26 protein-coding genes and 1 tRNA gene are annotated in these 24700 nt (G+C 60.9%); 17 read left to right on the top strand and 10 right to left on the bottom strand.

All coding sequences use genetic code 11. The features are described 5' to 3' along the window. Positions 1–3: 3 nt before the first annotated feature. A complete protein-coding gene (locus tag ACR0DO_RS03400) occupies positions 4–450 on the bottom strand; it encodes a DUF4174 domain-containing protein (protein ID WP_480556740.1) in 447 nt (148 codons plus the stop codon). A gap of 168 nt (positions 451–618) precedes the next feature. On the opposite strand from ACR0DO_RS03400, the gene scpA reads away from it, so the two are divergent. From scpA to ACR0DO_RS03370, 6 genes are all read left to right on the top strand, one after another. Beyond that, a complete protein-coding gene (gene scpA, locus ACR0DO_RS03395) occupies positions 619–2745 on the top strand; it encodes a methylmalonyl-CoA mutase (protein ID WP_480556739.1) in 2127 nt (708 codons plus the stop codon). A gap of 105 nt (positions 2746–2850) precedes the next feature. Then, entirely contained in the window at positions 2851–3453 is a 603-nt protein-coding gene (locus tag ACR0DO_RS03390; protein ID WP_480556738.1) for a VOC family protein, read from the top strand. After that, the gene (locus ACR0DO_RS03385) at positions 3450–3941 is read left to right on the top strand and encodes an N-acetyltransferase family protein (protein ID WP_480556737.1); all 492 of its coding nucleotides are present in this window, start codon (positions 3450–3452) and stop codon (positions 3939–3941) included. The genes ACR0DO_RS03390 and ACR0DO_RS03385 overlap by 4 nt, the downstream gene beginning before the upstream one ends. 42 nt (positions 3942–3983) lie before the next feature. Continuing rightward, positions 3984–4664: a TerB family tellurite resistance protein gene (locus ACR0DO_RS03380; RefSeq protein WP_170441090.1), complete on the top strand. Its 681-nt coding sequence runs from the start codon at positions 3984–3986 to the stop codon at positions 4662–4664. A 4-nt stretch (positions 4665–4668) separates the two neighbouring features. Next, on the top strand, positions 4669–5646 hold the full coding sequence (locus tag ACR0DO_RS03375; protein WP_480556969.1) for an endonuclease/exonuclease/phosphatase family protein: 978 nt from the start codon (positions 4669–4671) through the stop codon (positions 5644–5646). Between the two features lie 38 nt (positions 5647–5684). Continuing rightward, the gene (locus tag ACR0DO_RS03370; protein ID WP_480556735.1) at positions 5685–6059 is read left to right on the top strand and encodes a hypothetical protein; all 375 of its coding nucleotides are present in this window, start codon (positions 5685–5687) and stop codon (positions 6057–6059) included. A 3-nt stretch (positions 6060–6062) separates the two neighbouring features. Here ACR0DO_RS03370 and ACR0DO_RS03365 read toward each other — a convergent pair whose 3' ends face one another. The 5 genes from ACR0DO_RS03365 to ACR0DO_RS03345 all read right to left on the bottom strand — a co-directional run bounded on the left by ACR0DO_RS03365 (position 6063) and on the right by ACR0DO_RS03345 (position 11849). Then, complete coding sequence (locus ACR0DO_RS03365) at positions 6063–7607, bottom strand: Ppx/GppA family phosphatase (protein ID WP_480556733.1); 1545 nt, start codon at positions 7605–7607, stop codon at positions 6063–6065. Between the two features lie 49 nt (positions 7608–7656). Next, positions 7657–8346, bottom strand: coding sequence for an HdaA/DnaA family protein (locus ACR0DO_RS03360; RefSeq protein ID WP_170441096.1), 690 nt, complete (start codon positions 8344–8346; stop codon positions 7657–7659). After that, positions 8347–9420 (bottom strand): AI-2E family transporter, encoded by a 1074-nt coding sequence (locus ACR0DO_RS03355; RefSeq protein WP_170670710.1) that lies wholly within the window; start codon positions 9418–9420, stop codon positions 8347–8349. It lies immediately after the preceding gene. Positions 9421–9510: 90 nt separating this feature from the next. Beyond that, the gene (locus ACR0DO_RS03350) at positions 9511–10485 is read right to left on the bottom strand and encodes an isopenicillin N synthase family dioxygenase (RefSeq protein ID WP_480556731.1); all 975 of its coding nucleotides are present in this window, start codon (positions 10483–10485) and stop codon (positions 9511–9513) included. Beyond that, entirely contained in the window at positions 10485–11849 is a 1365-nt protein-coding gene (locus ACR0DO_RS03345; RefSeq protein ID WP_480556729.1) for an FAD-dependent oxidoreductase, read from the bottom strand. Before ACR0DO_RS03345 ends, ACR0DO_RS03350 begins: the two co-directional genes overlap by 1 nt. Before the next feature lie 167 nt (positions 11850–12016). Between ACR0DO_RS03345 and proS the strand changes: the two genes are divergently transcribed. The 4 genes from proS to ACR0DO_RS03325 all read left to right on the top strand — a co-directional run bounded on the left by proS (position 12017) and on the right by ACR0DO_RS03325 (position 17105). After that, positions 12017–13363 (top strand): proline--tRNA ligase, encoded by a 1347-nt coding sequence (proS, locus tag ACR0DO_RS03340; RefSeq protein WP_480556727.1) that lies wholly within the window; start codon positions 12017–12019, stop codon positions 13361–13363. A 1-nt stretch (position 13364) separates the two neighbouring features. Beyond that, positions 13365–14285 carry a glycosyltransferase family 2 protein gene (locus ACR0DO_RS03335; RefSeq protein ID WP_480556725.1) on the top strand — a complete coding sequence of 307 codons (921 nt, stop codon included), beginning with the start codon at positions 13365–13367 and terminating at the stop codon, positions 14283–14285. 845 nt (positions 14286–15130) lie between these two features. Beyond that, positions 15131–16426: a lipoprotein-releasing ABC transporter permease subunit gene (locus ACR0DO_RS03330; RefSeq protein ID WP_480556723.1), complete on the top strand. Its 1296-nt coding sequence runs from the start codon at positions 15131–15133 to the stop codon at positions 16424–16426. Then, entirely contained in the window at positions 16419–17105 is a 687-nt protein-coding gene (locus ACR0DO_RS03325) for an ABC transporter ATP-binding protein (protein ID WP_480556721.1), read from the top strand. The genes ACR0DO_RS03330 and ACR0DO_RS03325 overlap by 8 nt, the downstream gene beginning before the upstream one ends. Here ACR0DO_RS03325 and ACR0DO_RS03320 read toward each other — a convergent pair. Further along, positions 17089–17526 carry a DMT family transporter gene (locus ACR0DO_RS03320; RefSeq protein WP_170441113.1) on the bottom strand — a complete coding sequence of 146 codons (438 nt, stop codon included), beginning with the start codon at positions 17524–17526 and terminating at the stop codon, positions 17089–17091. The two genes, ACR0DO_RS03325 and ACR0DO_RS03320, sit on opposite strands and share 17 nt — an antisense overlap. Before the next feature lie 92 nt (positions 17527–17618). Here ACR0DO_RS03320 and ACR0DO_RS03315 point away from each other — a divergent pair, with 92 nt between their 5' ends. Then, on the top strand, positions 17619–18023 hold the full coding sequence (locus ACR0DO_RS03315; protein WP_170441115.1) for a c-type cytochrome: 405 nt from the start codon (positions 17619–17621) through the stop codon (positions 18021–18023). Positions 18024–18026: 3 nt separating this feature from the next. On the opposite strand, the gene ACR0DO_RS03310 is transcribed toward ACR0DO_RS03315, so the two are convergent. After that, positions 18027–18695, bottom strand: coding sequence for a hypothetical protein (locus ACR0DO_RS03310; protein ID WP_480556719.1), 669 nt, complete (start codon positions 18693–18695; stop codon positions 18027–18029). A gap of 59 nt (positions 18696–18754) precedes the next feature. Further along, positions 18755–19417, bottom strand: a complete 663-nt coding sequence (locus ACR0DO_RS03305; protein ID WP_480556717.1) for a DNA-3-methyladenine glycosylase I — start codon at positions 19415–19417, stop codon at positions 18755–18757. 150 nt (positions 19418–19567) lie between these two features. On the opposite strand from ACR0DO_RS03305, the gene ACR0DO_RS03300 reads away from it, so the two are divergent. From ACR0DO_RS03300 to ACR0DO_RS03285, 4 genes are all read left to right on the top strand, one after another. Further along, positions 19568–20233, top strand: a complete 666-nt coding sequence (locus tag ACR0DO_RS03300; RefSeq protein ID WP_480556715.1) for an NnrU family protein — start codon at positions 19568–19570, stop codon at positions 20231–20233. 70 nt (positions 20234–20303) lie between these two features. Continuing rightward, positions 20304–20825 carry a DUF2478 domain-containing protein gene (locus tag ACR0DO_RS03295; protein WP_480556968.1) on the top strand — a complete coding sequence of 174 codons (522 nt, stop codon included), beginning with the start codon at positions 20304–20306 and terminating at the stop codon, positions 20823–20825. An 87-nt stretch (positions 20826–20912) separates the two neighbouring features. Then, positions 20913–22160 (top strand): D-arabinono-1,4-lactone oxidase, encoded by a 1248-nt coding sequence (locus tag ACR0DO_RS03290; RefSeq protein ID WP_480556713.1) that lies wholly within the window; start codon positions 20913–20915, stop codon positions 22158–22160. Beyond that, positions 22157–23275 (top strand): alanine racemase, encoded by a 1119-nt coding sequence (locus tag ACR0DO_RS03285; RefSeq protein WP_480556711.1) that lies wholly within the window; start codon positions 22157–22159, stop codon positions 23273–23275. Before ACR0DO_RS03290 ends, ACR0DO_RS03285 begins: the two co-directional genes overlap by 4 nt. A 34-nt stretch (positions 23276–23309) precedes the next feature. Here ACR0DO_RS03285 and ACR0DO_RS03280 read toward each other — a convergent pair. Next, positions 23310–23393 (bottom strand) — tRNA-Tyr (locus ACR0DO_RS03280). Positions 23394–23509: 116 nt separating this feature from the next. Here ACR0DO_RS03280 and rlmB point away from each other — a divergent pair. After that, positions 23510–24283, top strand: coding sequence for a 23S rRNA (guanosine(2251)-2'-O)-methyltransferase RlmB (gene rlmB, locus ACR0DO_RS03275; protein ID WP_480556709.1), 774 nt, complete (start codon positions 23510–23512; stop codon positions 24281–24283). Then, on the top strand, positions 24264–24578 hold the full coding sequence (locus ACR0DO_RS03270; protein WP_170670745.1) for a hypothetical protein: 315 nt from the start codon (positions 24264–24266) through the stop codon (positions 24576–24578). The genes rlmB and ACR0DO_RS03270 overlap by 20 nt, the downstream gene beginning before the upstream one ends. Positions 24579–24700 lie beyond the last annotated feature (122 nt).

The raw sequence follows: 24700 nt of genomic DNA, 5'->3' as shown, positions 1-24700 counted from the left end.
CCATCAGCCGCCCTCGCGCCGTTCGCGGATCTCGCGCTGGCGCAGGGGGGTCTTGTCGATGGACCGGCCGATCTCGCGCACGCTCCATGGCGACGGTTTGCGCAGTTTGACGACGCCGTCCTTGTCGACAAACACCATCTGGAACCCACGTGGCCGCAATTGCGACCGGATCGGTGATCGCGCCGCCGGATCGGTGTCGATCAATACAACCACGTCACGGTCGCGCATGGCTGCTTCGCCTTCGACTAGCATGTCGATCTGTTGCTGGAAACGCGGGTCGGCGGGCGTGTCGGCAAAGACAACGATGGGCCGGTTGACCCAGAGAAACTCGCTGAGTTCGCTGTCGCCTGCAGGGCGGACAAATTCGTCCTCTGCCGGTGCAGACCCGTCGGCGGCCATCGCTGCCAGCGGGAATAGTGCCGAGAAAACAAGGGCAAGCGTTCGTGTCATGGGGCCTCCTGTTGAATTGAATATAGCCCCTGCGCCGACGAATGCGACCGGTGAAATGCGCCAGACGTTCAAAATATCGCGTCTGATTGCGACCGGATCGGCCGCCCGGAACATCACATCGCAGACGGGATGCCCTGTCGCGACCCGAATTGAGAAAAGGAAATCGCTATGACCGATACGAAAGGCTGGCAGGCGCTGGCCGAAAAAGAGCTGCGCGGTCGTCCGCTGGAAGACCTGACCCGTGAAACACTGGAAGGCATCGACGTCAAACCGCTTTATACGCAGGACGATACCGCCGACCTGCCGCATATGGGCTCTCTGCCCGGGTTCGGACCGTTCACGCGCGGGGTGAAAGCGACGATGTATGCCGGGCGTCCCTGGACGATCCGCCAGTATGCGGGCTTTTCGACGGCTGAGGAATCGAACGCCTTTTACCGCCGCAATCTGGCTGCCGGTCAGCAAGGTGTTTCCGTGGCTTTCGATCTGGCCACGCATCGGGGTTATGACAGCGACCATCCCCGTGTGGTCGGCGATGTGGGCAAGGCCGGTGTGGCCATCGACAGTGTCGAGGATATGAAAATCCTGTTCGACGGCATTCCGCTGAACAAGGTCTCGGTCTCGATGACGATGAACGGCGCGGTGATCCCGATTCTGGCGAATTTCATTGTGGCGGGCGAAGAGCAGGGGCACGACAAATCCGTGCTGTCCGGCACCATTCAGAATGACATTCTGAAAGAGTTCATGGTGCGCAACACCTATATCTACCCGCCCGAACCGTCGATGAAGATCATCTCGGACATCATCGAATACACGTCGAACGAGATGCCCAAGTTCAACTCGATCTCGATCTCGGGCTACCACATGCAAGAGGCCGGGGCGAACCTGGTGCAAGAGCTGGCCTATACGTTGGCCGATGGGCGCGAATACGTGCGTGCCGCGACCGAAGCCGGGATGGACGTCGACAAGTTCGCAGGCCGTTTGTCGTTCTTCTTTGCCATCGGCATGAACTTCTTCATGGAAATCGCCAAGCTGCGTGCGGCCCGTACGTTGTGGCACCGGGTGATGACAGATTTCGGCGCGAAATCCGAGCGGTCCAAGATGCTGCGCACCCACTGCCAGACTTCGGGCGTGTCGCTGCAGGAACAAGACCCTTATAACAACGTGATCCGCACCGCCTATGAAGCGATGAGCGCGGTTCTGGGCGGCACCCAGTCGCTGCACACCAACGCTCTGGACGAGGCGATTGCGCTGCCCACCGATTTCTCGGCCCGTATCGCGCGGAACACGCAGTTGGTGCTGCAGGAGGAAACCGGCGTGACCGATGTGGTCGATCCGCTGGCGGGATCCTACTATGTCGAGAGCCTGACCAGTGAGTTGATCGAAAAAGCCTGGGCCTTGATGGAAGAGGTCGAGGAGATGGGCGGTATGACCAAGGCCGTGGCCAGCGGAATGCCCAAGCTGCGGATCGAGGAAAGCGCGGCCCGCCGTCAGGCCATGATCGACCGGGGTGATGAGGTGATCGTCGGCGTCAACAAGTACCGCAAGGAACAGGAAGACCCGATCGACATCCTGGACGTCGACAACGTCGCCGTGCGCGAGGCTCAAGTTGCGCGATTGGAACGTATCCGCGCCACCCGTGATGAGGCTACATGCCAACAGGCGCTGGACGCATTGACCAAGACCGCCCAAGAGGGCGGAAACCTGCTGGCTGCCGCGGTCGAGGCCGCCCGTGCCCGCGCATCCGTAGGAGAGATCAGCATGGCAATGGAAAAAGAGTTCGGCCGTCACCGCGCCGAGGTAAAGACACTGGCTGGTGTCTATGGTGCAGCCTATGAGGGCGATGAAGGGTTTGCCGCCATCCAGAAATCCATCGAAGAATTTGCCGAGGCCGAGGGTCGTCGTCCCCGACTGCTGGTCGTCAAGATGGGCCAGGATGGGCATGACCGGGGCGCCAAGGTAATCGCCACCGCCTTTGCCGATATCGGCTTTGACGTGGACGTCGGCCCTCTGTTCCAGACCCCTGCCGAGGCCGCTCAGGATGCGGTGGATAACGATGTTCACGTGATCGGGATTTCTTCGCAGGCAGCGGGGCACAAGACTCTGGCGCCGCAGTTGGTCGAGGAACTCAAGAAAGCGGGTGCTGAGGACATCATCGTGATCTGTGGCGGCGTGATCCCACAGCAGGATTACCAGTTCCTCTATGATCACGGCGTCAAGGCGATCTTCGGGCCGGGCACCAATATCCCCGAGGCCGCGCAGGACATCCTGCGTCTGATCGGTGAGGCCAAAGGCTGAGATCGCCCAAGATTTTCGACGAAAAATCTTGTGATCCTGTGCCTTTGACGGAAACATGCGGCCAGGCCCCTTACGGGTCTGGTCGCAATTCGTAGGAGGCTGAGCATGTTACTGGATCATCTGGCCGTCGCGGGCGAAACGCTCGAGGACGCCTCGGCCCATGTTGAGCAAGCCCTGGGTGTGTCACTGCAGGATGGCGGCAAACACGACGTCTTTGGCACCCATAACCGTCTGCTGGGCCTGCGGGACGGTTTGTATCTGGAGGCCATCGCAATTGATCCTCAGGCCCCGAAGGTGGAGCGCACACGGTGGTTTGATCTGGATCGCTTCGCTGGCGCGCCGCGCCTGACCAACTGGATTTGCCGGGTTCCGGATATCGAGGCCTCGTTGACCATGTTCCCCGATGGCGTGGGGCACCCTATCGACCTGACCCGCGGCGCATTGCGGTGGCAAATGGCGGTGCCGCCCAACGGACGGCTGCCATTCGACAACCTGTTTCCCGCCCTCATTCAATGGCACGGCGATCTGCATCCGGCGCAAATGCTGCAGGACAGCGGGTGCCGCCTGCGGCGTCTTGTGGTTTTTCACCCCGATGCGCTGGAACTGGCCCGGCTGCTGGGCGATTTGGAAGCCGTAGTGTTTGACACCGGGCCAGCCGCACTGCGGGCCGAGTTCGAAACGCCGCATGGCCCGCGTGTGTTGGAATGATCGTAAGGCCGGCGCAGGCTTCAGACGCCCCTTCAATCGCAGAAATCACCAACGCGATCATTCGCGATACGCTGGTGACCTTCACCACCAACGAGTGCAGCGTGGATACCATTGCCACGGACATTGAAACCCGCGGTCCTGCCTATCTGGTGGCCGAAGGGGATGGTCAGGTTCAGGGCTTTGCCACTTACGCCCCATTTCGCAACGGTCCGGGCTATGCCCATTGCCGCGAGCATACCATCCAACTGGCCCCAGAATCGCGCGGGCAGGGCGCCGGGCGGGCCTTGATGTCCGCGCTTGAAGGCGTGGCGCGGGCCGAGGGCGTGCATGTGCTGGTCGCCGGTATTTCCTCGGCCAATCCGGGGGCGGTCGCATTTCACGCTGCGCTTGGGTACACGCAGGTCGGGGTCATTCCCGAGGTCGGGTTCAAATGGGGCAAGCGGCTGGATCTTGTGCTGATGCAGAAAATTCTTGCGTCTGACGAATAGGTTGCACCTGACAGTTTCGATTTGGGGCGCTAGGGTGCGCTCATGTCGATCTGGACCCGCATATCCGACGCGCTGAGCGCGCTTGCCCAAGGCGAAAGCCTGACGGCCGTTTTTGAGAAACTGCGCACACCGCCCGAACGCTCGGTCGCGTTTGCGATTGCCGTGGTCGCGCTGGGCGCGAAGATGGCCAAGGCCGACGGGCAGGTGACGCGGGACGAGGTGACAGCCTTTCGCGACGTTTTCCAGATCGCGCGCGAGGATGAGGCCGGCGCGGCCCGTGTGTTCGACATGGCCCGCACGGATGTTGCCGGCTATCAGGATTATGCCCGCAAGATTGCCCGCATGTTTGCCGATGACAGCACCACGCTCTGCGATCTGATGGAGGGGCTGTTTCACATCGCAATGGCCGACGGGTTCTATCACCCCAACGAAAACGAGTTCCTGGAAGAAGTCAGCCGCATTTTCGGCCAGTCCGAGGCGCAGTTTCTGGCGTTGCGGGCGCGCTTTGTGCCCGACGCGCCGAAGGATCCATACACTGTTCTGGGCGTGCCCCGTGATATGCCGCTGCCTGATATCCGCAAGGTCTGGCGGCAACTGGTACGCGACACGCACCCCGATGCGATGATGGCCCGTGGCGTGCCCGAAGAGGCCATTCGTCTGGCCGAAAAGAAGATGATCGACATCAATCGCGCATGGGATGAGATCAACGGCGCGCGGGCCTGAACCGATGCGACTGGCGACCTACAACATCGAATGGTTCGCCAACCTGTTCGACCGCAACGACAAACTGATCGTGAATGATAGCTGGTCCGGCCGCCACAACGTCACCAAAGCGCAGCAGGTCGAGGCCATTGCCAAGGTTCTGACCGCAATTGACGCGGACGCGATCCTGATTGTCGAGGCGCCGAACTCCGGCAAGTCACAGGACACCATCCGCGCATTGCAGAGTTTTGCCGAAGCCTTCGATCTGCGCACCTCGCACGCGGTGATGGGATTTGCCAACGACACTCATCAGGAACTTGCCCTGCTTTATGACCCCAATTCGCTAACTGTGCAGCACGATCCGGCTCCGGGTGACCGGGCGGCGCCGCGCTTTGACGGGGTGTTTCATATCGACCTCGATATCGACGCGACCGAAGATCATGTGCGATTTTCCAAGCCTCCGATGGAGCTGGCGATGCAAACCAAGGCCGGGGCACAAGTCCGGCTGATCGGAGCGCACCTGAAATCCAAGGCTCCACACGGCGCCGGGTCACGGAATGAGGCGATCCGTATTTCCATCGCGAACCGGCGCAAACAGTTGGCCCAGGCCGTTTGGCTGTCCCGCCGGGTCCGGGCACATGTTTCGGACGCAGAGCAGGTCATACTTCTGGGTGATCTGAACGACGGGCCGGGGCTGGATGAGTTCGAACACCTGTTCGGGCGCTCATCGGTCGAGATTTTGCTGCAGGCCGGCTTGTTCGACCCGCACGCGAAAGGGGCCGACCCGACCCCGTCCACCGCCCGGTTTGCCCGTCAGGGCGGGAACTACCTTGAGGCGTTGCTGGACTACATCATGATCAGTGAAAATTTGCGCATCCGACGTCCTGCCTGGCGAATCTGGCACCCGCTCAGGGATACCGGCCTGCGGGCCTTGCCGGACCTGCAACAGGCGCTGTTGACGGCGTCCGATCATTTCCCGGTCACGCTGGATATCGACCTCTGACCTTTCATCATGGGGCGTCACGGCCTATATTTTAGCACATGAAACATCTTTTTCCGATCTGTGCGGTAACAGCGGCTCTGGCGGTGCCTACCCATGCCGAGGAAGACACGGGGAAATCCCTGATGGAGCAGGGTGCCGAGTTGTTCTTTGAGGGGTTGCGCCAGGAAATGGAGCCCGCGCTTGAAGACCTGCAGGGCCTGGTCACCCAGTTCGGTCCGGCGATGCAGTCGTTCTTTGAACAGATGGGGCCCGCTCTGGCGGACCTGGCAGGCGAAATCGAGGATTGGAGCGCTTATGAACCGCCCGAGATTCTGCCCAACGGGGATATCATCATCCGCAAAAAGCCCCAGCAGGACCAACCCGACACCCCGGAAAACACCGAAGAGGAAATGGACGAGGGAACAGAAATCTGACCCTTAGTCCCGGATGATGATGCGGGTGTCCGAACTCAGTGCATTTGCCAGAGACGTCAGTCGCGCTTCGGCCACTTCGTTGAACAGGGGGCCTGCCGATTTCGGCAGCAGCAGGTCAAGCTGGTGTTTTTTGGGGTAGAGGCGCAGGGTGCCCATGGGGGCGTCATTCTGCATCCAGAGCATGGCGCCAAAGCGCATGGCCTTGCCCAGAATCTCTGCCTGTTTCTGATCCTTCTCGTCCAGCAGCTTGTAAAGCGGCTCGAACCTGTTGCCCTCGCGCTTGTTGCGATACCGGTGCTGCAGGGCGAGACCGATAAAGACCCGTTCCGAGTGCTTCAGCCCACCCAGATTGGCGCGGGTGACATAGTCAAAGCAGACCTCGGCCCGATAATCGGGATGGGCGCGCCAGCTGACGTCATGCAACAGGCAGGCGGCCTTGACCAGACGCACGCGGGCCTCAGGGGCTGATTTGAACAGCGGCATCACAAAGTCATAAAGGTGTTTGCCAAACCCCGGCAGGCGGGCGTCCTTGGCCTCGGAAAACCGGCTGGCCTCGATCAGCGGGTCGCGGTCGCGCAGGGCTTGCGGCATCTGTTCATACAGCAACCCTTCGCGGATGCCATAGCTTGAGATCGCAATGTCCTTGGGTTTGAACGTTCGGATCAGGCGCGCCAGCACATCCATCGCATAGGGGATCAGCGCCATACGGGAACTGGAAACGCCAGCCAGGCTGCGCATTTCGTCCGGATCGCCCTTTTCGATGAACTTGATGGTCTGATGAACCTGCTTGGTGGTCATGCGGTATTCATGCAGAACGTTCAGCGGGTAACCCCGGCGCAGCATATCCAGCCGTGCAAAGGCGCGCCAACTGCCTCCGACAAGGAACAGACGGTCGCGTTGCTTGCCCATCTGGTCGCGCAACTCTTCCATAGTGGCCTTGATGTGGGCCTTGCGCGCCCGCCGTCCGCCTTTGATGTCACGCAGTTTCAGCGGGCCTAGGGGCGATGTCACACGGCGACCCACGTCGCCTTCACCGATTTCGGCCAGTTCCATCGAAGAACCGCCGATGTCGCAGATCAGCCCGTAGGCACCGGGCCAGCCCAGCAGCACGCCCTGCGCGGACAGCCGCGCCTCTTCCCCGCCATCGATGACTGCAACGGTCAGGCCGGTTTCGGATTTGACCTCATCGCAGAAATCCGGGCCGTCCTTGGCCTCACGCACGGCGGCGGTTGCGACGACATGCAGACCCGGCAGTCCCAGATCGTCGGCCAGACGCCGGAACCGGCGCAGCGCGGCCAACGCGCGCACCCGTCCGCGCGGGTTCAGACGACCGGTCTCGGACAGACCCGCCCCCAATTCGCACATGACCTTTTCGTTGTAGAAATAGGCCGGAGACCGCGCGGCCCCGTCAAAAATCACCATCCGGACCGAGTTCGACCCAACATCGACAACACCCACACGCGACAGGGCGCGGGCCTCGGGGTTGTCAAACAATGGCTTTCCGAAAGGCCCCCAGTCCGGAATGTCGGTTTCGACGGTCTGATCCATGTCTGTTCCAGATGCTCCGGTCACAGTTTGCGAAATCACCGGGTGTGGGTCAATTGTCTGGTTCGACATCGTTTCCGTCCGAATTCAATACTCTGACTGCCAGAGTGCGCGTTATTTCGCGCTTTTCCGAGAGGGCAATTTGATCCAGTCGCGCTACAACCTCGGCGGCTGTTTCAAAGCGGCGGTCCATGTGTTTGACCAGATAGGCGATGACCTCGGGGCCGGGGTTCAGCTGCCGATCAATGAACAGCTTGGCAAGAACGGCCCCCAGCAGCGCATCGTCGGGCGGGTCAAGCGCGACGTGATGCGCGCCTTCGATGCGGCTTTGCAGATCGGGCAGCGGTAATTGCCACAGTTTTGGGGGCAGCCGCCCGGTCATCAGCAGGGCGTGACCTTCGGCCAGAACCAGATTGTGCAGGTGGAACAGGGTCTTTTGTTGCTCGGGATCATCCGCGATCATCGGCACGTCTTCGACCGCAACCGGGGTTTGGGCCAGGGCAGGCACGTCGTCATACCGCAAGTCACGGGCGTGAATGATCCGGCCTCCGGTTTCGGCCGCCCAGACATGGGCCAGATGGGTCTTGCCAGCCCCGGCCGGGCCGCTGAGCACCAGCTTGTTTCCGGGCCAGGATGTGGCCGAAATCATCGCAACGGCCAGCGCATTGGCGGGCGAGACAAAGAAATCCTCGCGGCCCAGGGCAGTTTTGGCCGGTAGATCAAAGCTCAGTTGTCGGGGCATTTATTCGTCTTCCTGCTTCAGCCCTTCAAGGCCGGTATACAAGCGGCTTTCCAGATAGAGCGAGGTCAGGAACCGGGCCACGACCCCCAGCGCCGCAGCGACAGGAACCGCGACCAGCATACCCACGAAACCGAACAGCGCGCCGAACACCGACAAGGCCAACAGCAACCAGACAGGATGCAGACCCACCGAACTGCCGACCAGTTTGGGGGTCAGGAAGTTGCCTTCGGTCACCTGGCCCAGGGCAAAAATGCCTGCGACCAACCCGATATGGACCCAATCCCCCCAGAACTGGAACAGCGCGAGGCCAATGGCCAGCGTGCCGCCGATCAGGGCACCCAAATAAGGGATGAAGGTGACCAGCCCGGCAATGAAGCCAACGATCAGGCCGAATTGCAGGCCAACGATCATCAGCGCCACCGCGTAATAGGTTCCAAGGATCAGACAGACGGTCCCCATGCCGCGCACGAAAGACGCCAGCACGGCATCGATTTCACCGGCCAGACGTTTGATCGTGGGGGCGTGATCGCGGGGCAACAGCTCTCCGATGCGGGCGATCATACGGTCCCAGTCCATCAGCAGGTAAACCGCCACGACCGGCGCGATCACCAACAGAACCGCGACGTTGATGGCAGAGCCAAGCGATGCGACGACCGATTGCAGCAAATCACCGGTTTTCGACTGCAGGGTTTCACCCAGCGATACCAGCGCCTGATGCGAGCTGGAATTGCTGTCCAGCAGAGACGGGAAGCGTTTTTCGATAAAGCCGCGCAGCTCTTTGAACAGGCTGGGCAGGACTTCGACCAGATCGATCAACTGAGTGATCAAAGCCGGGACCACCATCAGGATCATCAGGACAAAGCCCAGAACGCCGACAATGGTGATGATCCCGGTGGCCGCCATGCGCGACAGGCCCAGGTTTTCCAGCCGGTCCGCGATCGGATCAAGGAAATAGGCAATCGCTCCACCGATGACGAAGGGCAGCAAGACGTCGCCAAGTGCCCACATCAGCAGCACAAAAACCGCGGCCGCAATCCCCCAGTACCTGAGCTGATCCTTCACCGGCAAAGCCATGGCTGTCCCCTTGTTGTCGGCTCTTGCTGGTGTTCTTCGCTTATGCAGCGTCTTGATGCAAGCGCTTCATGCCTCGGGGAAACCGGCGTTTCAATCGCTGAGCGTACCCAACTCCGGAGTTGCCTCGTCTGCCGTTTCGTCGGGCCAGTTGGTGCGCCAGATTTCGGCCGACCAGTGACCGCAATGCACAGGCGGGCGGTCAAAGCCGGGCAGAGGGGGCAGCAATGGCGCAACCACCACATCATGACGGGGCACGGCGAAATAGGGAAAGGAATAACGTTCCCGGCCCGAGCGGTTGACCACCCGGTGCGGCGTGGATTTCACACGGCCACCCGACCATAGTTCCAGCATGTCGCCGATATTGACGATGAACCCGCCCGGCGGGCAGGCGGGGGTTATCCAGCCTCCGCCGCGGGTCTGAACCTCAAGCCCGCCCACGGGATCGGGGGCAATGATGGTCAGCGCATCGGTGTCCTTGTGCGGGTGTATGCCATAGCCGCCTTCGTCCGGTGCCTGCGGCGGGTAGTGCAGCAACGTCATGTTGGTCATCGGATCACGGAACGCATCGCGCAATTGACGGTCGGGTAAACCCAACCCTGCCTCAAGTGCGCCCAACAGCATGTCCGCCACGCGATCCAGCTGTGCCCAATAGTCAAGGATCACGGCGCCAGCTTCGGGCACCGCGCGCGGCCAGACATTCGGACCGTAGAGCGCGCAATCCTCACGAATGGCCGCGTCTGCGGCGGTCTCGTAGTGCAGCTTGTAGCCTTCGTATTTGTCAGCCTCGCCCGAGCCGTCATTGGGCGTGAAGAACCCCATCGGGATATACCCACGATAGTTTTCGCGGGTGATTGCCTGATCCCATTTGGCGCTTTCGTTGATCCCAAAGATGGCCTGCACGCAGTTGCGCACCTCAGAGACCGTTTCCTGGGGAACGCCTGTCCCGGTGATCGACAGAAAGCCGATCTCGGTGCAGGCCTCCATCACCCGCTGAACGGTCCGGTCATAGTCAACATGAGCAGGATCATGCAGCGGGGCGATGTCGATCGTAGGGATATGGTCCATCAGTGAATCCTCACACCCTGACGGTCCAGCTCGGCATGGACCGGAGCAAGGTTCAACTCGTGCACATCCTGATTGCTTTTCAATGATAGCGCCGCCGCGATTCCAGCACCCTGTCCCATGACGGCGCAGCAGGCCATGTTGCGGGTGGCGGCATGGGCCACCTTGTCCGCACCGTGTGACCGCCCGGCGACCAGCAGGCCCTCGATGCCTTTGGGCAACATCGAGCGGTAGGGCACCTGCATATAACGCCCGGTTGTGGGCAGGATCAGGATGCCATAGCCGTCGATAAATTCGGGGTATATGCCGATCGTATCCTCGAACCGGCCCTGATGGCGGGCATCGTCTTCGGTCATGTTATACACCGCGTCGATCTTGCGGGTGTCGCGGATTCCGATGGTCATTCCGAAGTTTCTAAGACGTGCGTTCGCGCAACCGGGCATGAAGCGCCGCAGCGCCTCGATGGCCAGCATGGTCTGACGGCGGCCCTCGATCTCACCCATCGTCAGGCTGTCGGGGTCGGTGCCGTCGATCTCGGCCAGATGGATGAGGTTCATATAGGTCAGCTCACCCGTGTCATGCATCGCCCCCCATGTGCCCGCGATGGTGTTCAGATGCGGCGGGATCAGACCCTGATCGATGGCCTGCTGGAAGGGTTTGTGCACGAAGGGCGAGAACATGTCGTCCTCTTTGCCCGAGGTTTCGATGTTCCATTCACCACCACCGCCCCAGTCTTTGTAGGTCTGGGGGTCGGCCTTGACACCCTCCATGAAGGCACGCTTGTCGACGCCTGCCAGATGGAACATGACCGAAGCGGCCATCATTTCTTCGCGGGCGGTCTTGTGGGTGGGGGCGCCCGCGCGGTGGGCCACATCTGCGTCTCCGGTGGCGTCGATCACGACCTTGGCCAGGATCGCCTCGCGCCCGGCTTTGGATTCGGTGATGATGCCGGTGATCCGGTCGCCCTCCATAATCGGAGCGACGAACTGACGGTGCAGCATCGGGTGAACCCCCGCCTCTTCGACCAGCTTGTCGGCGACCAGCTTGAAGCCTTCGCTGTCCAGCTCATAGCTGAGCGACTGGCTTTCCGGCACCGCCGCGCCCATGTCCTTGGCGCGGGTCTCGAACTCCATACCGATACCGCCAGCCTCAACCGTCTGTTCATGACGGTACCAGGCGAACCCCTCGACGCCCACGGCGGTGATGTTGCCGCCCATACAGCCGAAGCGTTCAACCAGAGACACCTCGGCCCCGGCACGCGCCGCGGCCAAGGCGGCGGCCAGCCCAGCGGGGCCAGAGCCAACGACCAGAACGTCAGTCTGGTGGACAACGGGGATCTGACGGGCGGGTTCCTGAATGGTCTGCATCGGCACCTCTTGGATTTTGCATTCTTGTCACAATTGAAAACGCCAACTGGCGGGTCAATCAGAAAACCGACTGACCTGAGGTCGCAAAATTGCCAATGGCCGATTGCCCCCGGCGGGGCTTTGGAATAATCACCTTTCAAGTGAAATCTCACCTTTAAGGTTACAATATGCGCCTCAGCCGTTACTTTCTGCCCGTTCTCAAGGAAAACCCGTCCGAGGCTCAGATCGTCAGCCACCGGCTGATGCTGCGCGCCGGGATGATCAAACAGGCGTCTGCCGGGATTTATTCGTGGCTGCCGCTGGGCTTCAAAGTTCTGCGCAAGCTGGAAAACATCATCCATGAGGAGCAAGCGCGCGCTGGCCATATTGCGATTCAGATGCCTATCATCCAATCGGCGGACCTGTGGCGCGAATCCGGGCGCTATGATGATTACGGTCAGGAAATGCTGCGCATGAAAGATCGGCACGACCGGGATATGCTTTTCACGCCCACAGCCGAGGAACTGGTCACCGACATCTTCCGCGGTCACGTCAACAGCTACAAGGACCTGCCGCTGACCCTGTACCAGATCCAGTGGAAGTTCCGCGACGAAATCCGCCCGCGTTTCGGCGTGATGCGGGGGCGCGAGTTCTACATGAAGGACGGCTACAATTTCGACCTGACCAAAGAGGACGCGCTGCACGCCTATAACCGCCATCTGGTCACTTATCTGCGCACCTATGAGCGGATGGGCCTGCAGGCGATTCCGATGCGCGCCGATTCCGGCCCCATCGGCGGCGACAATACGCATGAATTCCTGGTGCTGGCCGATACCGGTGAATCCGAGGTTTTCTATGACAGCGCCGTCACCGATCTGACCTTTGGTGACCGTCAGATCGACTATGACAACCGCGAACAGTGTCAGGCCATTCTGGAGGAGTTCACCTCGAAATACGCCCGCACGGATGAAACCCATGATGATGCGCTGTTCAACCAAATCCCCGAAGACCGCCGCCGCGTGGCCCGCGGGATTGAGGTCGGCCAAATCTTCTATTTCGGCACCAAGTATTCCGAGGCAATGGGCGCGACCGTGCAAGGCCCCGATGGCAAGCCGACGCCGGTCCACATGGGCAGCCACGGCATCGGTGTCAGCCGCCTGATCGGCGCCATCATCGAGGCCAGCCATGACGACAAGGGCATCATCTGGCCCGAAGGCGTGACGCCGTTCCATTGCGGTATCGTCAACCTCAAGCAAGGCGACGACGAAGCGGATGCGGCGTGCGAGAAACTCTATGGCGCGCTGACCGCGCTTGGGCTGGAGCCGCTGTATGATGACCGTAACGAACGGGCAGGGGGCAAGTTCGCCACCATGGACCTGATCGGCCTGCCATGGCGCATCACCGTCGGCCCGCGCGGTCTGAAAAACGGTGTGGTCGAACTGACCAGCCGCCGCACCGGCGAAAGCGAGGAACTGAGCCCCGAAGCCGCAGTGACCAAGATCGCTGAAATCTACCAGCTGGCACACAGCGCCTGATATGGCTGGGTCGGACAAAGCTCTGCCTACGGTTTCCGTCATTACCGTAACGCGCAACCTCATTGATGAGGGGCGCGTCGAGGCGATACGAGCGGCGCTGGAGGCCGCCCAGGATCAAGGCGACGCGATTGTCGAGCATGTCATTTGGGACGGCGCGTCCACCGATGGAACGGTTGACCTGTTGAAAGAGTTGATCGCCGAGATCGAGGCGCGCCCAAGCTTTGTCCCGATCCGCTTTCAAAGCTTGCCGGACAAAAGTCTTTACGACGCCATGAACCGGGCGGTGGAGATTTCCCAGGGCGAGTACGTGGTGTTCCTCAATTCAGATGATCTGCTGACCGCGCCGGATTGTCTGCAAAAGGCGCGCGAGGAGATTGGTTCGGGGCGTCCCGACTTCTGCTTTGGACGAACCATCTTTGTCGAAAAGGATGGAAGCAAGCGTCTGTCGCGAGAGCGCAAGGTTCATTCGATTTTGCAACGCATTCCGTTTTGCCACAATTCCATGCTGATCCGGCGCGACGTGTTTGAGCGTTTCGGCGGTCACGATCTGGATCTTAGAATTGTGGCTGACTATGACCTCGTGCTTCGCATGTTGTTTGCCGGGTGCGAATACCAGATGCTGTCGGTTCCAATCGCGGTTTTCCATCCCGGCGGCGTTTCTGCGGATCAGATGAAAACGGCGCTGGAAATGACAAAGAGCTGGCGCAAGAACTACGCTCCGTTCTTTGGCGGGCGGACGTATTCCGAAGACGAAATGCTGAATTGGTTCCGGATCGGCCAGTTGCCGCTTGGGTTCTGCGTGAACCTGCTGCGCCAGTCCCGGAACCGGCCGCAATTGCGCAATGCTGCTCTGCATAGTCTGAAAGTGACGTTGAGGCGCAGACTTCAGCCATGGCGCAAATGGGATTACTTTGCGGACTGATCCCGAGGGACGTCCGTAGACATCCGCGTCAAGGATTGCGCAATAGGCATGGACGTAAAACCGCTGGGCACCCGGGCTGTGAAAACCCTTGTGCCGCCCGGTCGGGTTCTAGGTGCGTTGCGGTCCCGGCCGTTCGGCCAGAACGTCTCCGTCCGCGCTGTTGCCGCGTGGCACAACGATCGGACGGCCCAGACGTCTTACCAGGTCCCTGAAATCAAAGCCAAGAAAGTTCAGCCCGCAGACCTTTTCGTCGGTAGTGCTATCCGTGATGCACAAGCGCCCTTGACGAAATACCAGGCGATAGCCTTTGTTTTTCAGGATATCCGTCAGACTTGCCCAACTCGGTGCAGTGTCGAATAGTGGGCGCATCGTGGCGCGCAACAGCGCCGCGGTTTCACAATCCAGTTCTGATGATGCGTTTCGGACCAAAATAGGGTCCAACATTTCCGCGTTACTCTTTACAAACATGAGCGACCCCCGCTCTTTAAAATGGTATCCCCGTACTCTCAGGGTGACAAAGTTTCTCAAAATAAGCAAAAGACGAAATAATATTGCTTAATAAATGTTGCATTTTGAGATCAGTAACTCACGCAACAGTCGTATTGACTTCATAGCTGAAACAATCAGGGTTTGTCTGTGAACGGCGTCACAACCAAGGGTGTAGCCTTCGGCGCTGCCATCTCCTTTTGCCAGAGCAGGCGATCCGGTTTCAGAGATGATTCGCCCCGCGCTTCCGTCCGAGTTGGTCGCAAGGCCGCCCATCCCGATGTAGGGCGCGCATAACCAGCTTGACCATCCGGTGAAATGCCGAAAGGGTCGCGCCGAGCAATAAAACCGGAGCAGACATGGCCAAGACGCCCCCGCCCTTTGCCCCATTCGAATGGAAGATCGCCTGGCGATACCTGCGCGCGCGCAAGGCCGAGGGCGGCGTCAGCGTGATGACGTGGATATCGCTGATCGGGATCACCCTGGCCGTGTTCGCTCTGATCGCCACGCTCGCCGTGCGGTCGGGATTCCGGTCCGAATTCGTGGGCACCATTTTGGGGGCCAACGCCCATGTTACGGTCTATTCGGCAGGCAGCCTAGATGCGCAGGGGCGGCTGGATCGTACGATCGCGGATTTCGACGGCGTGGCCGACCGCATCGCGCAGGTGCCGGGTGTGGTGCGTGCGGCGCCGCTGGTCAAAGGCCAGGTGCTGATCACCAATCGCGAGCGCAGCAGCGGGGTCGAGGTGTTCGGTATCCAGCCTGACGATCTGCTGGACCTGCCGGGCATCGCGGAAAGCGAGCAGGCGGCGGGTGATCTGTCCGAGTTCCGCAATGACGAGTTTGTCATTGCCATCGGTTCCGGCGTGGCGCGCAGCATTGGCGCGACGGTGGGGGATACGGTCAAGCTGACCTCGCCTAACGGAGTGAAAACGGCTTTCGGCACCTCGCCGCGCATCAGTACCTATCGGGTGGTCTATGTGTTCTCAGCCGGGCGCTATGACATCGACCGCACGCGGGTCTACATGCCGTTCGAGCAGGCGCAGAGTTTTTTCAACCGCGAAGGCGTCGCCGATGAGATCGAAGTGATGGTCGAACGCCCCGAAGAACTGACCCCGATCCTGATCCCGATCCTTGAGGCGGCGGGCGAGCGCAGCCAGATCTGGACATGGCAGGATGCCTCGGGCGGGTTCCTGCGTGCGCTTGAGGTCGAGGACAATGTGATGTTCATCATCCTGTCGATCCTCGTGCTTATCGCGGCGATGAATATCGTTTCGGGCCTGATCATGCTGGTGAAGAACAAGGGCCGCGATATCGGCATCCTGCGCACCATCGGTCTGAGCGAAGGGTCCATCCTGCGGGTTTTCTTCATCTGCGGTGCGTTCACCGGGATAATCGGCACGGTGATGGGGGTGGTTCTGGGGTGTCTGTTTGCGATCTATATCGATCCGATTTTCAGCTTTGTGAACTTCGTCATGGGGGGCGGTGTCTGGGACCCGTCCATTCGCGGTATCTATTCCCTGCCGGCCGAGCTGCATCTGTCGGATGTTCTCAAGGCCATTGGGCTGTCGCTGGGCCTGTCCTTCCTTGTCACCTATTTCCCCGCCCGCCGCGCGGCGCGGCTGAACCCGGTTGAGGCGCTGCGCTATGAATGATGTGACGATGCGGCTGAGCGGTCTGACCAAGACCTATCTGAAGGGCACGCCGGGCGAAGTTCAGGTGCTGCGTGGCGCCGATCTGAATCTGCGCGCGGGTGAGGCGGTGGCGCTGGTTGCGCCCTCGGGTGCGGGTAAATCTACCTTGCTGCATATCGCGGGTCTGCTGGACACGCCCGATGAAGGCTCGGTCGAGATCGCTGGCCAGAGCGCGACGGGCAAGGGCGACCGGACCCGGACCGCCCTGCGGCGGCGGGATGTGGGTTTTGTGTATCAGTTCCACCATCTGCTACCCGAATTCACCGCGTTGGAGAATATTACCCTGCCGCAACTAGCGAATGGTGTGTCCGAAAAGGCGGCGCAGGACAGGGCGATGTCGCTGCTGGACCGCGTCGGTGTGGCTCCGCGCGCGGATCACCGCCCGGCCGCGCTGTCGGGGGGTGAGCAGCAGCGGGTGGCTTTCTGCCGGGCGCTGGCCAACAAACCGCGCGTCCTGCTGGCGGATGAGCCTACAGGCAATCTGGACCCCGAGACCTCGGATCAGGTGTTCGATGCGCTGATGGCGCTGGTCCGGGACGAGGGGCTGTCGGCGCTGATCGCCACGCACAACATGGATCTTGCGGCGCGGATGGATCGCAAGCTGCGGCTGGACGGGGGTGTGCTTAGGCCAGTTGAGTGATGGCGACCCCTGCAGCCATCACGGCGATCCCGCCTGCGCGTATCCATGTCAGCGGAGTGACCTGTGCTCCGAACAAGCCGTAGTGATCGATGGCGGCGGTGCTGATCAACTGCCCCAGCAGCACGAAAAACACCGCGTTACCGACGCCGAAATGCGGCGCGACATGGGTGATGGACAGCACGTAGAAGGCAATCAAGACGCCAGCCAGCAACAGGTGTTTCGGCGCCTGCGCAACTTTGGACAGCGCTCCGAACCCCGGAAACAGCAGCATCAACACCGCGGATGCGCCGAAGGCGATGGCAAACAGGACCACGGCGGCGGTGGTTGGTGACCCGATGATACGACCCAAGGCCGCGTTCAATGCCGCAAGGATCGGCACGCCAATCCCGGCGGCCAGCATGATGGCTGCGTATTGTGTCATTGCCCGTATCCTCTTGCTGCGTTGATCTGGATCATTGCGGCAAGCCGACCGTCGGGCAAGCCTGTAAATGTCAATCGGGGCAGGAGGATGCGATGATCGGACCGATACGGAATGCAGTTTCAATAGGCCTGCTGGCACTGGCAACACAAGCTGGCGCTCAGGATGCCGAGATGGGGGCCGAGCTTTATCAGCACTACTGCGCGACGTGTCATGGGATCGACGCCACCGGACACGGCCCAATGGCCGGGGTACTGGTCATTCAACCGGCCGACCTGACCAAACTGGCCGGAGAAGACGGAGTGTTTCCAACCGCCCGCGTCGTGGCGCGGATCGACGGGCGCGACCCGCTGGTCAGCCATGGCAGCCCGATGCCGGTCTATGGGCCTTATTTCGACGGTCAGGACACCTCGATGAAAACGCCCGAGGGGCAACCGATCCTGACCAGCCAGCCGATTGTGGATTTGGTCGCGTATCTGCAGACTTTGCAGGGTCAATAGGCCCTACCGGCAGATACCTTCGATTTTGGCACCGCCCCAGGGGATTACGATGTCGCGCTCGCGCGGTTGGTCCGGCAAGGGTGACAGATCGAAATGCACCCCAAGCATGTCGTGCAGGCGCTCGGTGCGGGGCGCCATTGGGTCCAGCGCCCGGCAGCAGACATATTCTTCGACAATCGCGCCCTGCTGTTCGAACCCGTAGGACAGGAAATCGGACGAGGTTTCGATATCGAACAGATACGGGTCGTTATTGCCGCCATGTTCGGCCGCGGCCCGCAGCGGATGATAGCCGGTGGTTTCCCGGTTCTGCCATTGCCAGACATGGGTAAGCTCATGCGCCAGCAGCATCGCCGCGATCAGATTCATCTGTTCGGGGAAGTCGGACATGTAGTCCTCAAGATACCAGTCGCGCGTGAAGTAGATCTTGTTGAAAACGGCCACTGCGGCGGGCTTGGCGGTCACGATACCTTCGGCCGGGGGCGGCAGGATACGTTCGCGGCAGGCGAGGCGCGGGCGTTCCTTGCGGTAGAAGGTGATCGGCGCGACTGGGGCGCCTTCGACCAGACGCACGCGGTCCAGATTCAATGTCTCGCCCTGAACGGCACCGGCGAATGCGCGCTCCTGATCCGTCAGCGGGCGACCGCAGGAGGCGAGCAGGAAAAGAAACGTCATCAAAATGCGCCAGGCCATATTCAAAGCCTAATGTGAAGCGCCCTCGCTGCAACCGGTTTTCACAGGCTCATCGCCAATACGCGGCTTATTTCCGTCAGCGACCGTCCGGATTGGTCCATCCATGTGTTGAAGGCGTCCTGCACGGCCATCATCGCCTTTTTCGAACTGGGGGCCTTGTCGACCACGCCTTCGGCAATCAACCGTGCGGTGACATCGCGCGACAGGATGAAACTGTCCCGCCCGGCAAAGCGCATGGCGTATTGGGCCGAGGCCCCGCCAAGCCGTGATCCGCGTTTGCCCAGCATCGCCAGCAGGCCGATATAGTCGGTCGAGGGCCAGCCGCCCAGAACCTGACCGACCCCGCCTTCCTGCCGCAGTTCCAGCAGAAACGCCGCGTTGTCCCGGACGGTGGCAATCTTGGTCCCATTGCGCACGATGCGGGTGTCCTGCAGCAGGGCGTCGAACTTCTCATCATCCATGAAAGCGCAGCGGCCTACATCGAAGCCGTCAAAGGCGGTCTCGAACCCGTCCCACTTGTTTTCGATGACCTTCCAGTTGAACCCGGCCTGAAAGATGCATTTGGTGATGATCGAAAGCCAGCGGTCATCCGGCAGGGCGGCCAATTCGGCCAAGCTTTTGGGTTTGCTCAGTTTCGCCTCTAAGGCGTCAGGCCCGCCGTGGCGGTCGGCGGCCATAGAGTATATGTCGTCGAAATCGTGCATCGGGGTCCTCCGACGGCAGGGTCGCGTGTTCGCTGCCGGGTTGCAAGCACTGGTTCTCAGTGGAATGGCGCTTGTGCGTTCAACTTGACTTCGGACAAAGACCTCCGCGCCGCCGGGGCCTAAACCGGGGCACCACTTACGGAGACTACCATGCTGGGTTGGGGCTTTTTCCTTGCTGCACTTGTCACATTTCTGCTGACGCACATGATTCCGGCGCTGCCCGCAATGCGCGGCCGGTTGATCGAGGTGATGGGACGCAGGACGTATTTCGCCGCCTATTCGGTTCTGTCCTTGTTGGTCCTCGGCTGGCTGATCGTCGCCGCCGCGCAGGCGCCTTATGTCGAGATTATCCCACCGTTCCCCGTTTTGCGCTGGGTGCCGCTGCTGGTGATGCCGGTCGTGTGCTGGCTGGCCGTGGCGGGGATGTCGATCCAGAACCCGTTTTCCTTCGGGGGCTTGGGGCACCGCCCGTTCGACCCGGAAAACCCGGGCATCCTGCGCACAACGCGCCACCCTTTGCTGGCGGCGCTGATGCTGTGGGCGCTGGCGCATCTGCTGGCTAATGGCAGCCTGTCCCATGTCATCCTGTTTGGTCTGTTCGCAGGATTTGCCGCGCTGGGCATGGCCCTGATCGACCGTCGCAAGGAACGTGAGATGGGGATCGAATGGACGCGCCTGTCCCGCAATACCGCGCGGTTTTCGCTGCGGGCTCCGCACCCCTGGCCCAGCCTGTGGGTTGGGCTGGTTTCACTTGCCGCTTTTGCGGTTCTTCTTCACCTGCACGCACCTGTGATCGGCCTGTCTCCGCTACCGTAACGCGGGGAGTGGCCGGGCAGGGTCATGCGTGCTATCTGGAATGTCACAGTTTAAATACGAGGGTCTCAGAATGTATCTGGCCTATGTCACCACCACTGAACGCGGCGCCACCGACCGTCTGCTAAGCGCCGTTGCCGAGCATCTGCAGGCCGCCGGAGCCCATCTGGCCGGTGTGGTTCAAACCAACACCGAGTGCGCCGACAGCAGCAAATGCGACATGGACGTGCGCGTGCTGCCGGACGGAGAGGTCATACGTATCTCGCAGTCCTTGGGTGAACACGCGCGCGGCTGCCGGTTGGACCCGGCGGCGCTGGAACAGGCGGTGGGATATGTCACCAACTCGTTGGAGGAAGCGCCGCAACTGCTAATCATCAACAAGTTCGGCAAGCACGAGGCTGATGGGCGCGGTTTCCGCCCGGTGATCGCCGAGGCGCTGGCGCAGGATATCCCGGTATTGGTCGGCGTGAACGGTCTGAACACTGAAAAGTTCCAGGAGTTCACCGGCGACGCGGCTGAACAAATTGAGCCAAGCGTCGAGGCCGTTACCGAATGGTTTGACCGCGTCACAGCGCAGCGCGCGGCCGCAGCCTGACGTAAGTTTCGTTGGGTAACGCGCTGTAAACCTGACTTGTTTCAACCTGCATGTGCTGCAATCCTCCGACCTCGGAGGAGACAGTACATGTGGACCAACTGGGCCGGAAACCAACGCGCAGAGACAACGGTCACGCGCCCCAGCACGATTGCCGAACTGCAGCAGGTGATGGCGGAATCGTCCAGCTTGCGCGTTGTGGGGGCGGGGCATTCGTTTACGCCCATCGTTGCGGGTGGGGACCGGATTCTGGACCTGTCCGAACTGGACGTGCCGACGCTGGGCGACAGGGACGGTGACCGGATTTGGGTAAGCGCAAATGCGCGTTTGCGGGATCTGTCTCCGGCGCTGGCCGCGCAGGGGCTGGCCTTTCGCAACCTAGGCGACATCAACGCGCAATCGCTGGCCGGTGCGGCCTCGACCGCGACACACGGGACCGGGCGCACGCTGCCATGTCTTGCCGCTGAAATCACTGCTGCGAAACTGGTCACCGCAGGCGGAGACGTCGTGACCACCGACGACATCCCGCTTGAGATGGCGCAGGTCACGCTGGGGATGCTGGGTGTTCTGACCGAGGCGCAAATCTCGGGCGTGCCGAAATACAACTTGCGCCGCCGGGTGCGATTGGCCGATCTGCAAGACAGCCTCGCCAACATGCACCGGAACTGGGCCGAGAACCGGAATTTCGAGTTCTTTTATATTCCCTTCACCGGCAAGGCTGTCGAAATCCGCCACAACCTGTCCGACGCCCCCGAAGGGACGGCGCCGCGTGATCTGGACATGATCGCCGTCAAGGTTCTGAAGCTCGCTCGGAATGCCGGCAAGCTGAGTAGCGGGTTGCGCAGTATGCTGCTGAAGCTGCTGACCCTGGCACACTCGGACGAAGACTATGTGGGCGAAAGCTGGCGGGTGTTGTGCAGCGACCGGCATATACGGTTCAACGAGATGGAATATCACCTGCCGCCGGATGTGGCCGGAGACGTGCTGCAAGAGGTCATCACCCGCCTGCACCGCGATCATAAGGATATCTATTTCCCGATCGAAGTGCGCCAGACCGCAGGGGACACGGCCTGCCTGTCTCCGTTTCAGGGCGGGCCGCGGATTTCGATTGCCGTGCACACGGATGCGAATGAAGATCACCGCCGATATTTTGATGCGCTGGAGCCCTTGTTTGCCGAGGCGGGGGGACGCCCGCATTGGGGGAAGATGCACAGTCTGACCTACAAGGATCTGTCGGGCATGTACCCGGATTTCGACCGCTTCTGTGCGTTACGGGAACAGCTTGATCCCGGCGGCAAGTTTCTGACACCCGCCTTGGGCAAGCTGTTTCGGCCATGACTGAATACCTGCAAACCCTGTCCGACACGCTGCACGCGTATGGAGTAGACAAGCCGGTCACCGTGGTCGATCTGGATCGGTTGGATGCGAACTGCGCCCTTGCCGTCAGCGGCTCAGACGCCGGGTTGGATCGCCGGCTGGTCGCCAAGTCTTTGCCCTGCCTGCCGTTGCTGGATCATATCCGGGGGCGGATTTCGACCTCGGGCCTGATGACTTTTTCCGAGCCGATGCTGTTGGCACTATTGCGGACCGAGCCCAAGACGGACCACCTGATCGGTAAGCCGCTGCCTGTCAGTTCGGCCGCGCGGGTTCTGGCCGCGTGCCCGGATGCCGCAGCGCGCGTTCAGTGGCTGATCGACACGCCGGAGCGGTTGCGGGACTATATGGCGCTTGCAGCGGATAGGCAGTCTGCCCTCCGCTTGTCGCTTGAGGTGGATATAGGCCTGCATCGCGGAGGGTTTCAGCCGGGACAAATCGCGGACATTGCGCTGGAAATCGACGCCAACCCCAACGCACGCCTGTCGGGCATGATGGGGTACGAGGCGCATCTGGCCAAGCTGCCGGGATTTTTGAGAAAACGCGCGGTTCGATCCAGCGCGGATGCTTTCCGGCGCGCGGTTTCCAGCTTGCCCAAGGGTGGGGAAGGGCTGTGCCTGAACACCGGTGGCAGCCTGACCTTTCAGTCTTATACGGCTAACAGCGGCGCCACCGAGGTTGCCTTTGGATCGGTTCTGGTCAAGCCAGGCGATTTCGATCACCCCACAACACATGAGTTCCAGCCTGCGGCCTTCATTGCCACGCCGGTTCTTAAGGCGATGCCGGGTAATCCGCTGCCCGGTTTGGATTTTCTAGGGCGAACCAAAACGGATATCGCCGTGTTCGGCGGGCACTTTCTGGCACAACCCGTCTTTCCCAAGGGGTTCCACTATTCCACCATCTTCGGCCGCTCCAGCAATCAGGAGGTCTGGACGGGGCCACGCGCGGCCATAGTCGCGCCCGGCGAAATTGCCCTGCTGCGCCCGACGCAAAGCGAGGCGGTGCTGAACCAGTTCGAAACCATGCTGGCGGTTCGGGGCAATCAGGTGGTTGATGAATGGGAATGCCTGCCGAATTAACGACCCGTTGCACTTTGTCACCATCTGAGGAAGATGGTGGGCGACCCTGGAATCGAACCAGGCGTGCGTCTCCGCGAGGGAGTTACAGTCCCCTGCCACACCTTGCGGCCTGTCGCCCACTGTCAGGCGTTGCACCTGACGTGGAGGCGTGATTACTAGCGCCTTAAAGGAGCGTCAACAGGAAAATACCGCTTTGACGCAGGAAACCGAATTCCCGGCCCGGAGGCCCAAGAAATGAAGAAACCCAAGTGGGTCGTTGAAAAGGAACAGGCGCGCAAAGCCGCCGCTGCGGAAACCGTCTGGCTGTTCGGTCTGCACGCCGTGCGTGATGCGCTGATGAACCCCAAACGGCAGAAACTGCGCCTGATCGTAACGCGAAATGCACAAGATAAACTGGCCGAAGCGATTGAATTTGCAGGGATCGAGGCCGAAATGGTCGATCCGCGCAAATTCTCGGCCCCAATTGATCCGGGGTCCGTCCATCAGGGTGCGGCACTTGAGGTCAAGCCGCTGGACTGGGGCGGTCTGGCCGAGAATTGCATCGGGCGCGAACATCCCCGCGTGATTCTTCTGGATCGCGTGACTGACCCGCACAATGTCGGGGCGATTCTGCGCTCGGCCGAGGTTCTTGGGGCGAGTGCGGTGATCGGCACGCGGCACCACTCGGCTCCGGAAACCGGTGCGTTGGCCAAGACAGCCAGCGGTGCGCTGGAACGGCAACCCTATATGCGGGTTCGTAACCTGGCGGACGCGATTGTCGAATTGCAGAATATGGGTTTTCTGGTGCTGGGCTTGGATGGTGAGGCCGACGACACCATCGAAGCGGCTTTGGGTGGAAAACTGGATCAGCCTGTTGCGTTGGTCTTGGGGGCCGAGGGGCCGGGTTTGCGGCAGAAAACCAAGGAAACCGTTGACCGGTTGGTGAAAATCGACGCAGCGGGCGGATTTGGTTCGCTCAACGTCTCAAATGCGGCCGCAATCGCCCTATATGCCTCAAGGCACAGATAGACAGGAGAGTCCCATTTCCGGCCCGTCCAAAATCGCCACCTGCTGCTATTGCGGGACCCGCGCCGCGCTGGTTCTGAAGGGCAAGCAGCGTCACGAGCTGAGCTGCTCAAGCTGCGGTGCGCCGTTGCATGACCTCAAAATGGTGCCCAAGCGCAAACTGTCCGAGGGCAAGGCAAAGCGCGACGCCGCACACGCGGCGGGATACCACAGAAAAAAGAAGCCGAAAAAGAAGAAGACTATGTTCTCGCGCGTGTTCGATGAGGCATGGGACGTCATCGAGGATATCTTCGACTGACGTGACGTGTGGGCGACACAGGTGATCACAACCCCGTTAAATGGGGTTTCACTGGGCCGTAAAAATTGCATCTTGAGACCCTGATGTCTGAAATCCGAATACCGCTATGCTGACCCGACGTT

The organism is Ruegeria sp. AM9 (genome assembly GCF_056540565.1).
This window is presented reverse-complemented; position numbering and strand designations above follow the sequence as displayed.

Bases quoted from the DNA above. Each gene is read 5' to 3' on its own strand.
- ACR0DO_RS03375 (WP_480556969.1), top strand. From the start codon at position 4,669: ATGCGACTGGCGACCTACAACATCGAATGGTTCGCCAACCTGTTCGAC.
- ACR0DO_RS03305 (WP_480556717.1), bottom strand. From the start codon at position 19,417: ATGCACGATTTCGACGACATATACTCTATGGCCGCCGACCGCCACGGC.
- ACR0DO_RS03285 (WP_480556711.1), top strand. From the start codon at position 22,157: ATGACTGAATACCTGCAAACCCTGTCCGACACGCTGCACGCGTATGGA.
- ACR0DO_RS03380 (WP_170441090.1), top strand. From the start codon at position 3,984: ATGTCGATCTGGACCCGCATATCCGACGCGCTGAGCGCGCTTGCCCAA.
- ACR0DO_RS03355 (WP_170670710.1), bottom strand. From the start codon at position 9,420: ATGGCTTTGCCGGTGAAGGATCAGCTCAGGTACTGGGGGATTGCGGCC.
- ACR0DO_RS03365 (WP_480556733.1), bottom strand. From the start codon at position 7,607: ATGGATCAGACCGTCGAAACCGACATTCCGGACTGGGGGCCTTTCGGA.
- ACR0DO_RS03270 (WP_170670745.1), top strand. From the start codon at position 24,264: ATGCCTCAAGGCACAGATAGACAGGAGAGTCCCATTTCCGGCCCGTCC.
- ACR0DO_RS03400 (WP_480556740.1), bottom strand. From the start codon at position 450: ATGACACGAACGCTTGCCCTTGTTTTCTCGGCACTATTCCCGCTGGCA.
- rlmB (WP_480556709.1), top strand. From the start codon at position 23,510: ATGAAGAAACCCAAGTGGGTCGTTGAAAAGGAACAGGCGCGCAAAGCC.
- ACR0DO_RS03315 (WP_170441115.1), top strand. From the start codon at position 17,619: ATGATCGGACCGATACGGAATGCAGTTTCAATAGGCCTGCTGGCACTG.
- proS (WP_480556727.1), top strand. From the start codon at position 12,017: ATGCGCCTCAGCCGTTACTTTCTGCCCGTTCTCAAGGAAAACCCGTCC.
- ACR0DO_RS03370 (WP_480556735.1), top strand. From the start codon at position 5,685: ATGAAACATCTTTTTCCGATCTGTGCGGTAACAGCGGCTCTGGCGGTG.
- ACR0DO_RS03300 (WP_480556715.1), top strand. From the start codon at position 19,568: ATGCTGGGTTGGGGCTTTTTCCTTGCTGCACTTGTCACATTTCTGCTG.
- ACR0DO_RS03325 (WP_480556721.1), top strand. From the start codon at position 16,419: ATGAATGATGTGACGATGCGGCTGAGCGGTCTGACCAAGACCTATCTG.
- ACR0DO_RS03350 (WP_480556731.1), bottom strand. From the start codon at position 10,485: ATGGACCATATCCCTACGATCGACATCGCCCCGCTGCATGATCCTGCT.
- ACR0DO_RS03320 (WP_170441113.1), bottom strand. From the start codon at position 17,526: ATGACACAATACGCAGCCATCATGCTGGCCGCCGGGATTGGCGTGCCG.
- ACR0DO_RS03390 (WP_480556738.1), top strand. From the start codon at position 2,851: ATGTTACTGGATCATCTGGCCGTCGCGGGCGAAACGCTCGAGGACGCC.
- ACR0DO_RS03330 (WP_480556723.1), top strand. From the start codon at position 15,131: ATGGCCAAGACGCCCCCGCCCTTTGCCCCATTCGAATGGAAGATCGCC.
- ACR0DO_RS03360 (WP_170441096.1), bottom strand. From the start codon at position 8,346: ATGCCCCGACAACTGAGCTTTGATCTACCGGCCAAAACTGCCCTGGGC.
- ACR0DO_RS03345 (WP_480556729.1), bottom strand. From the start codon at position 11,849: ATGCAGACCATTCAGGAACCCGCCCGTCAGATCCCCGTTGTCCACCAG.
- ACR0DO_RS03310 (WP_480556719.1), bottom strand. From the start codon at position 18,695: ATGACGTTTCTTTTCCTGCTCGCCTCCTGCGGTCGCCCGCTGACGGAT.
- ACR0DO_RS03290 (WP_480556713.1), top strand. From the start codon at position 20,913: ATGTGGACCAACTGGGCCGGAAACCAACGCGCAGAGACAACGGTCACG.
- ACR0DO_RS03385 (WP_480556737.1), top strand. From the start codon at position 3,450: ATGATCGTAAGGCCGGCGCAGGCTTCAGACGCCCCTTCAATCGCAGAA.
- ACR0DO_RS03335 (WP_480556725.1), top strand. From the start codon at position 13,365: ATGGCTGGGTCGGACAAAGCTCTGCCTACGGTTTCCGTCATTACCGTA.
- scpA (WP_480556739.1), top strand. From the start codon at position 619: ATGACCGATACGAAAGGCTGGCAGGCGCTGGCCGAAAAAGAGCTGCGC.
- ACR0DO_RS03295 (WP_480556968.1), top strand. From the start codon at position 20,304: ATGTATCTGGCCTATGTCACCACCACTGAACGCGGCGCCACCGACCGT.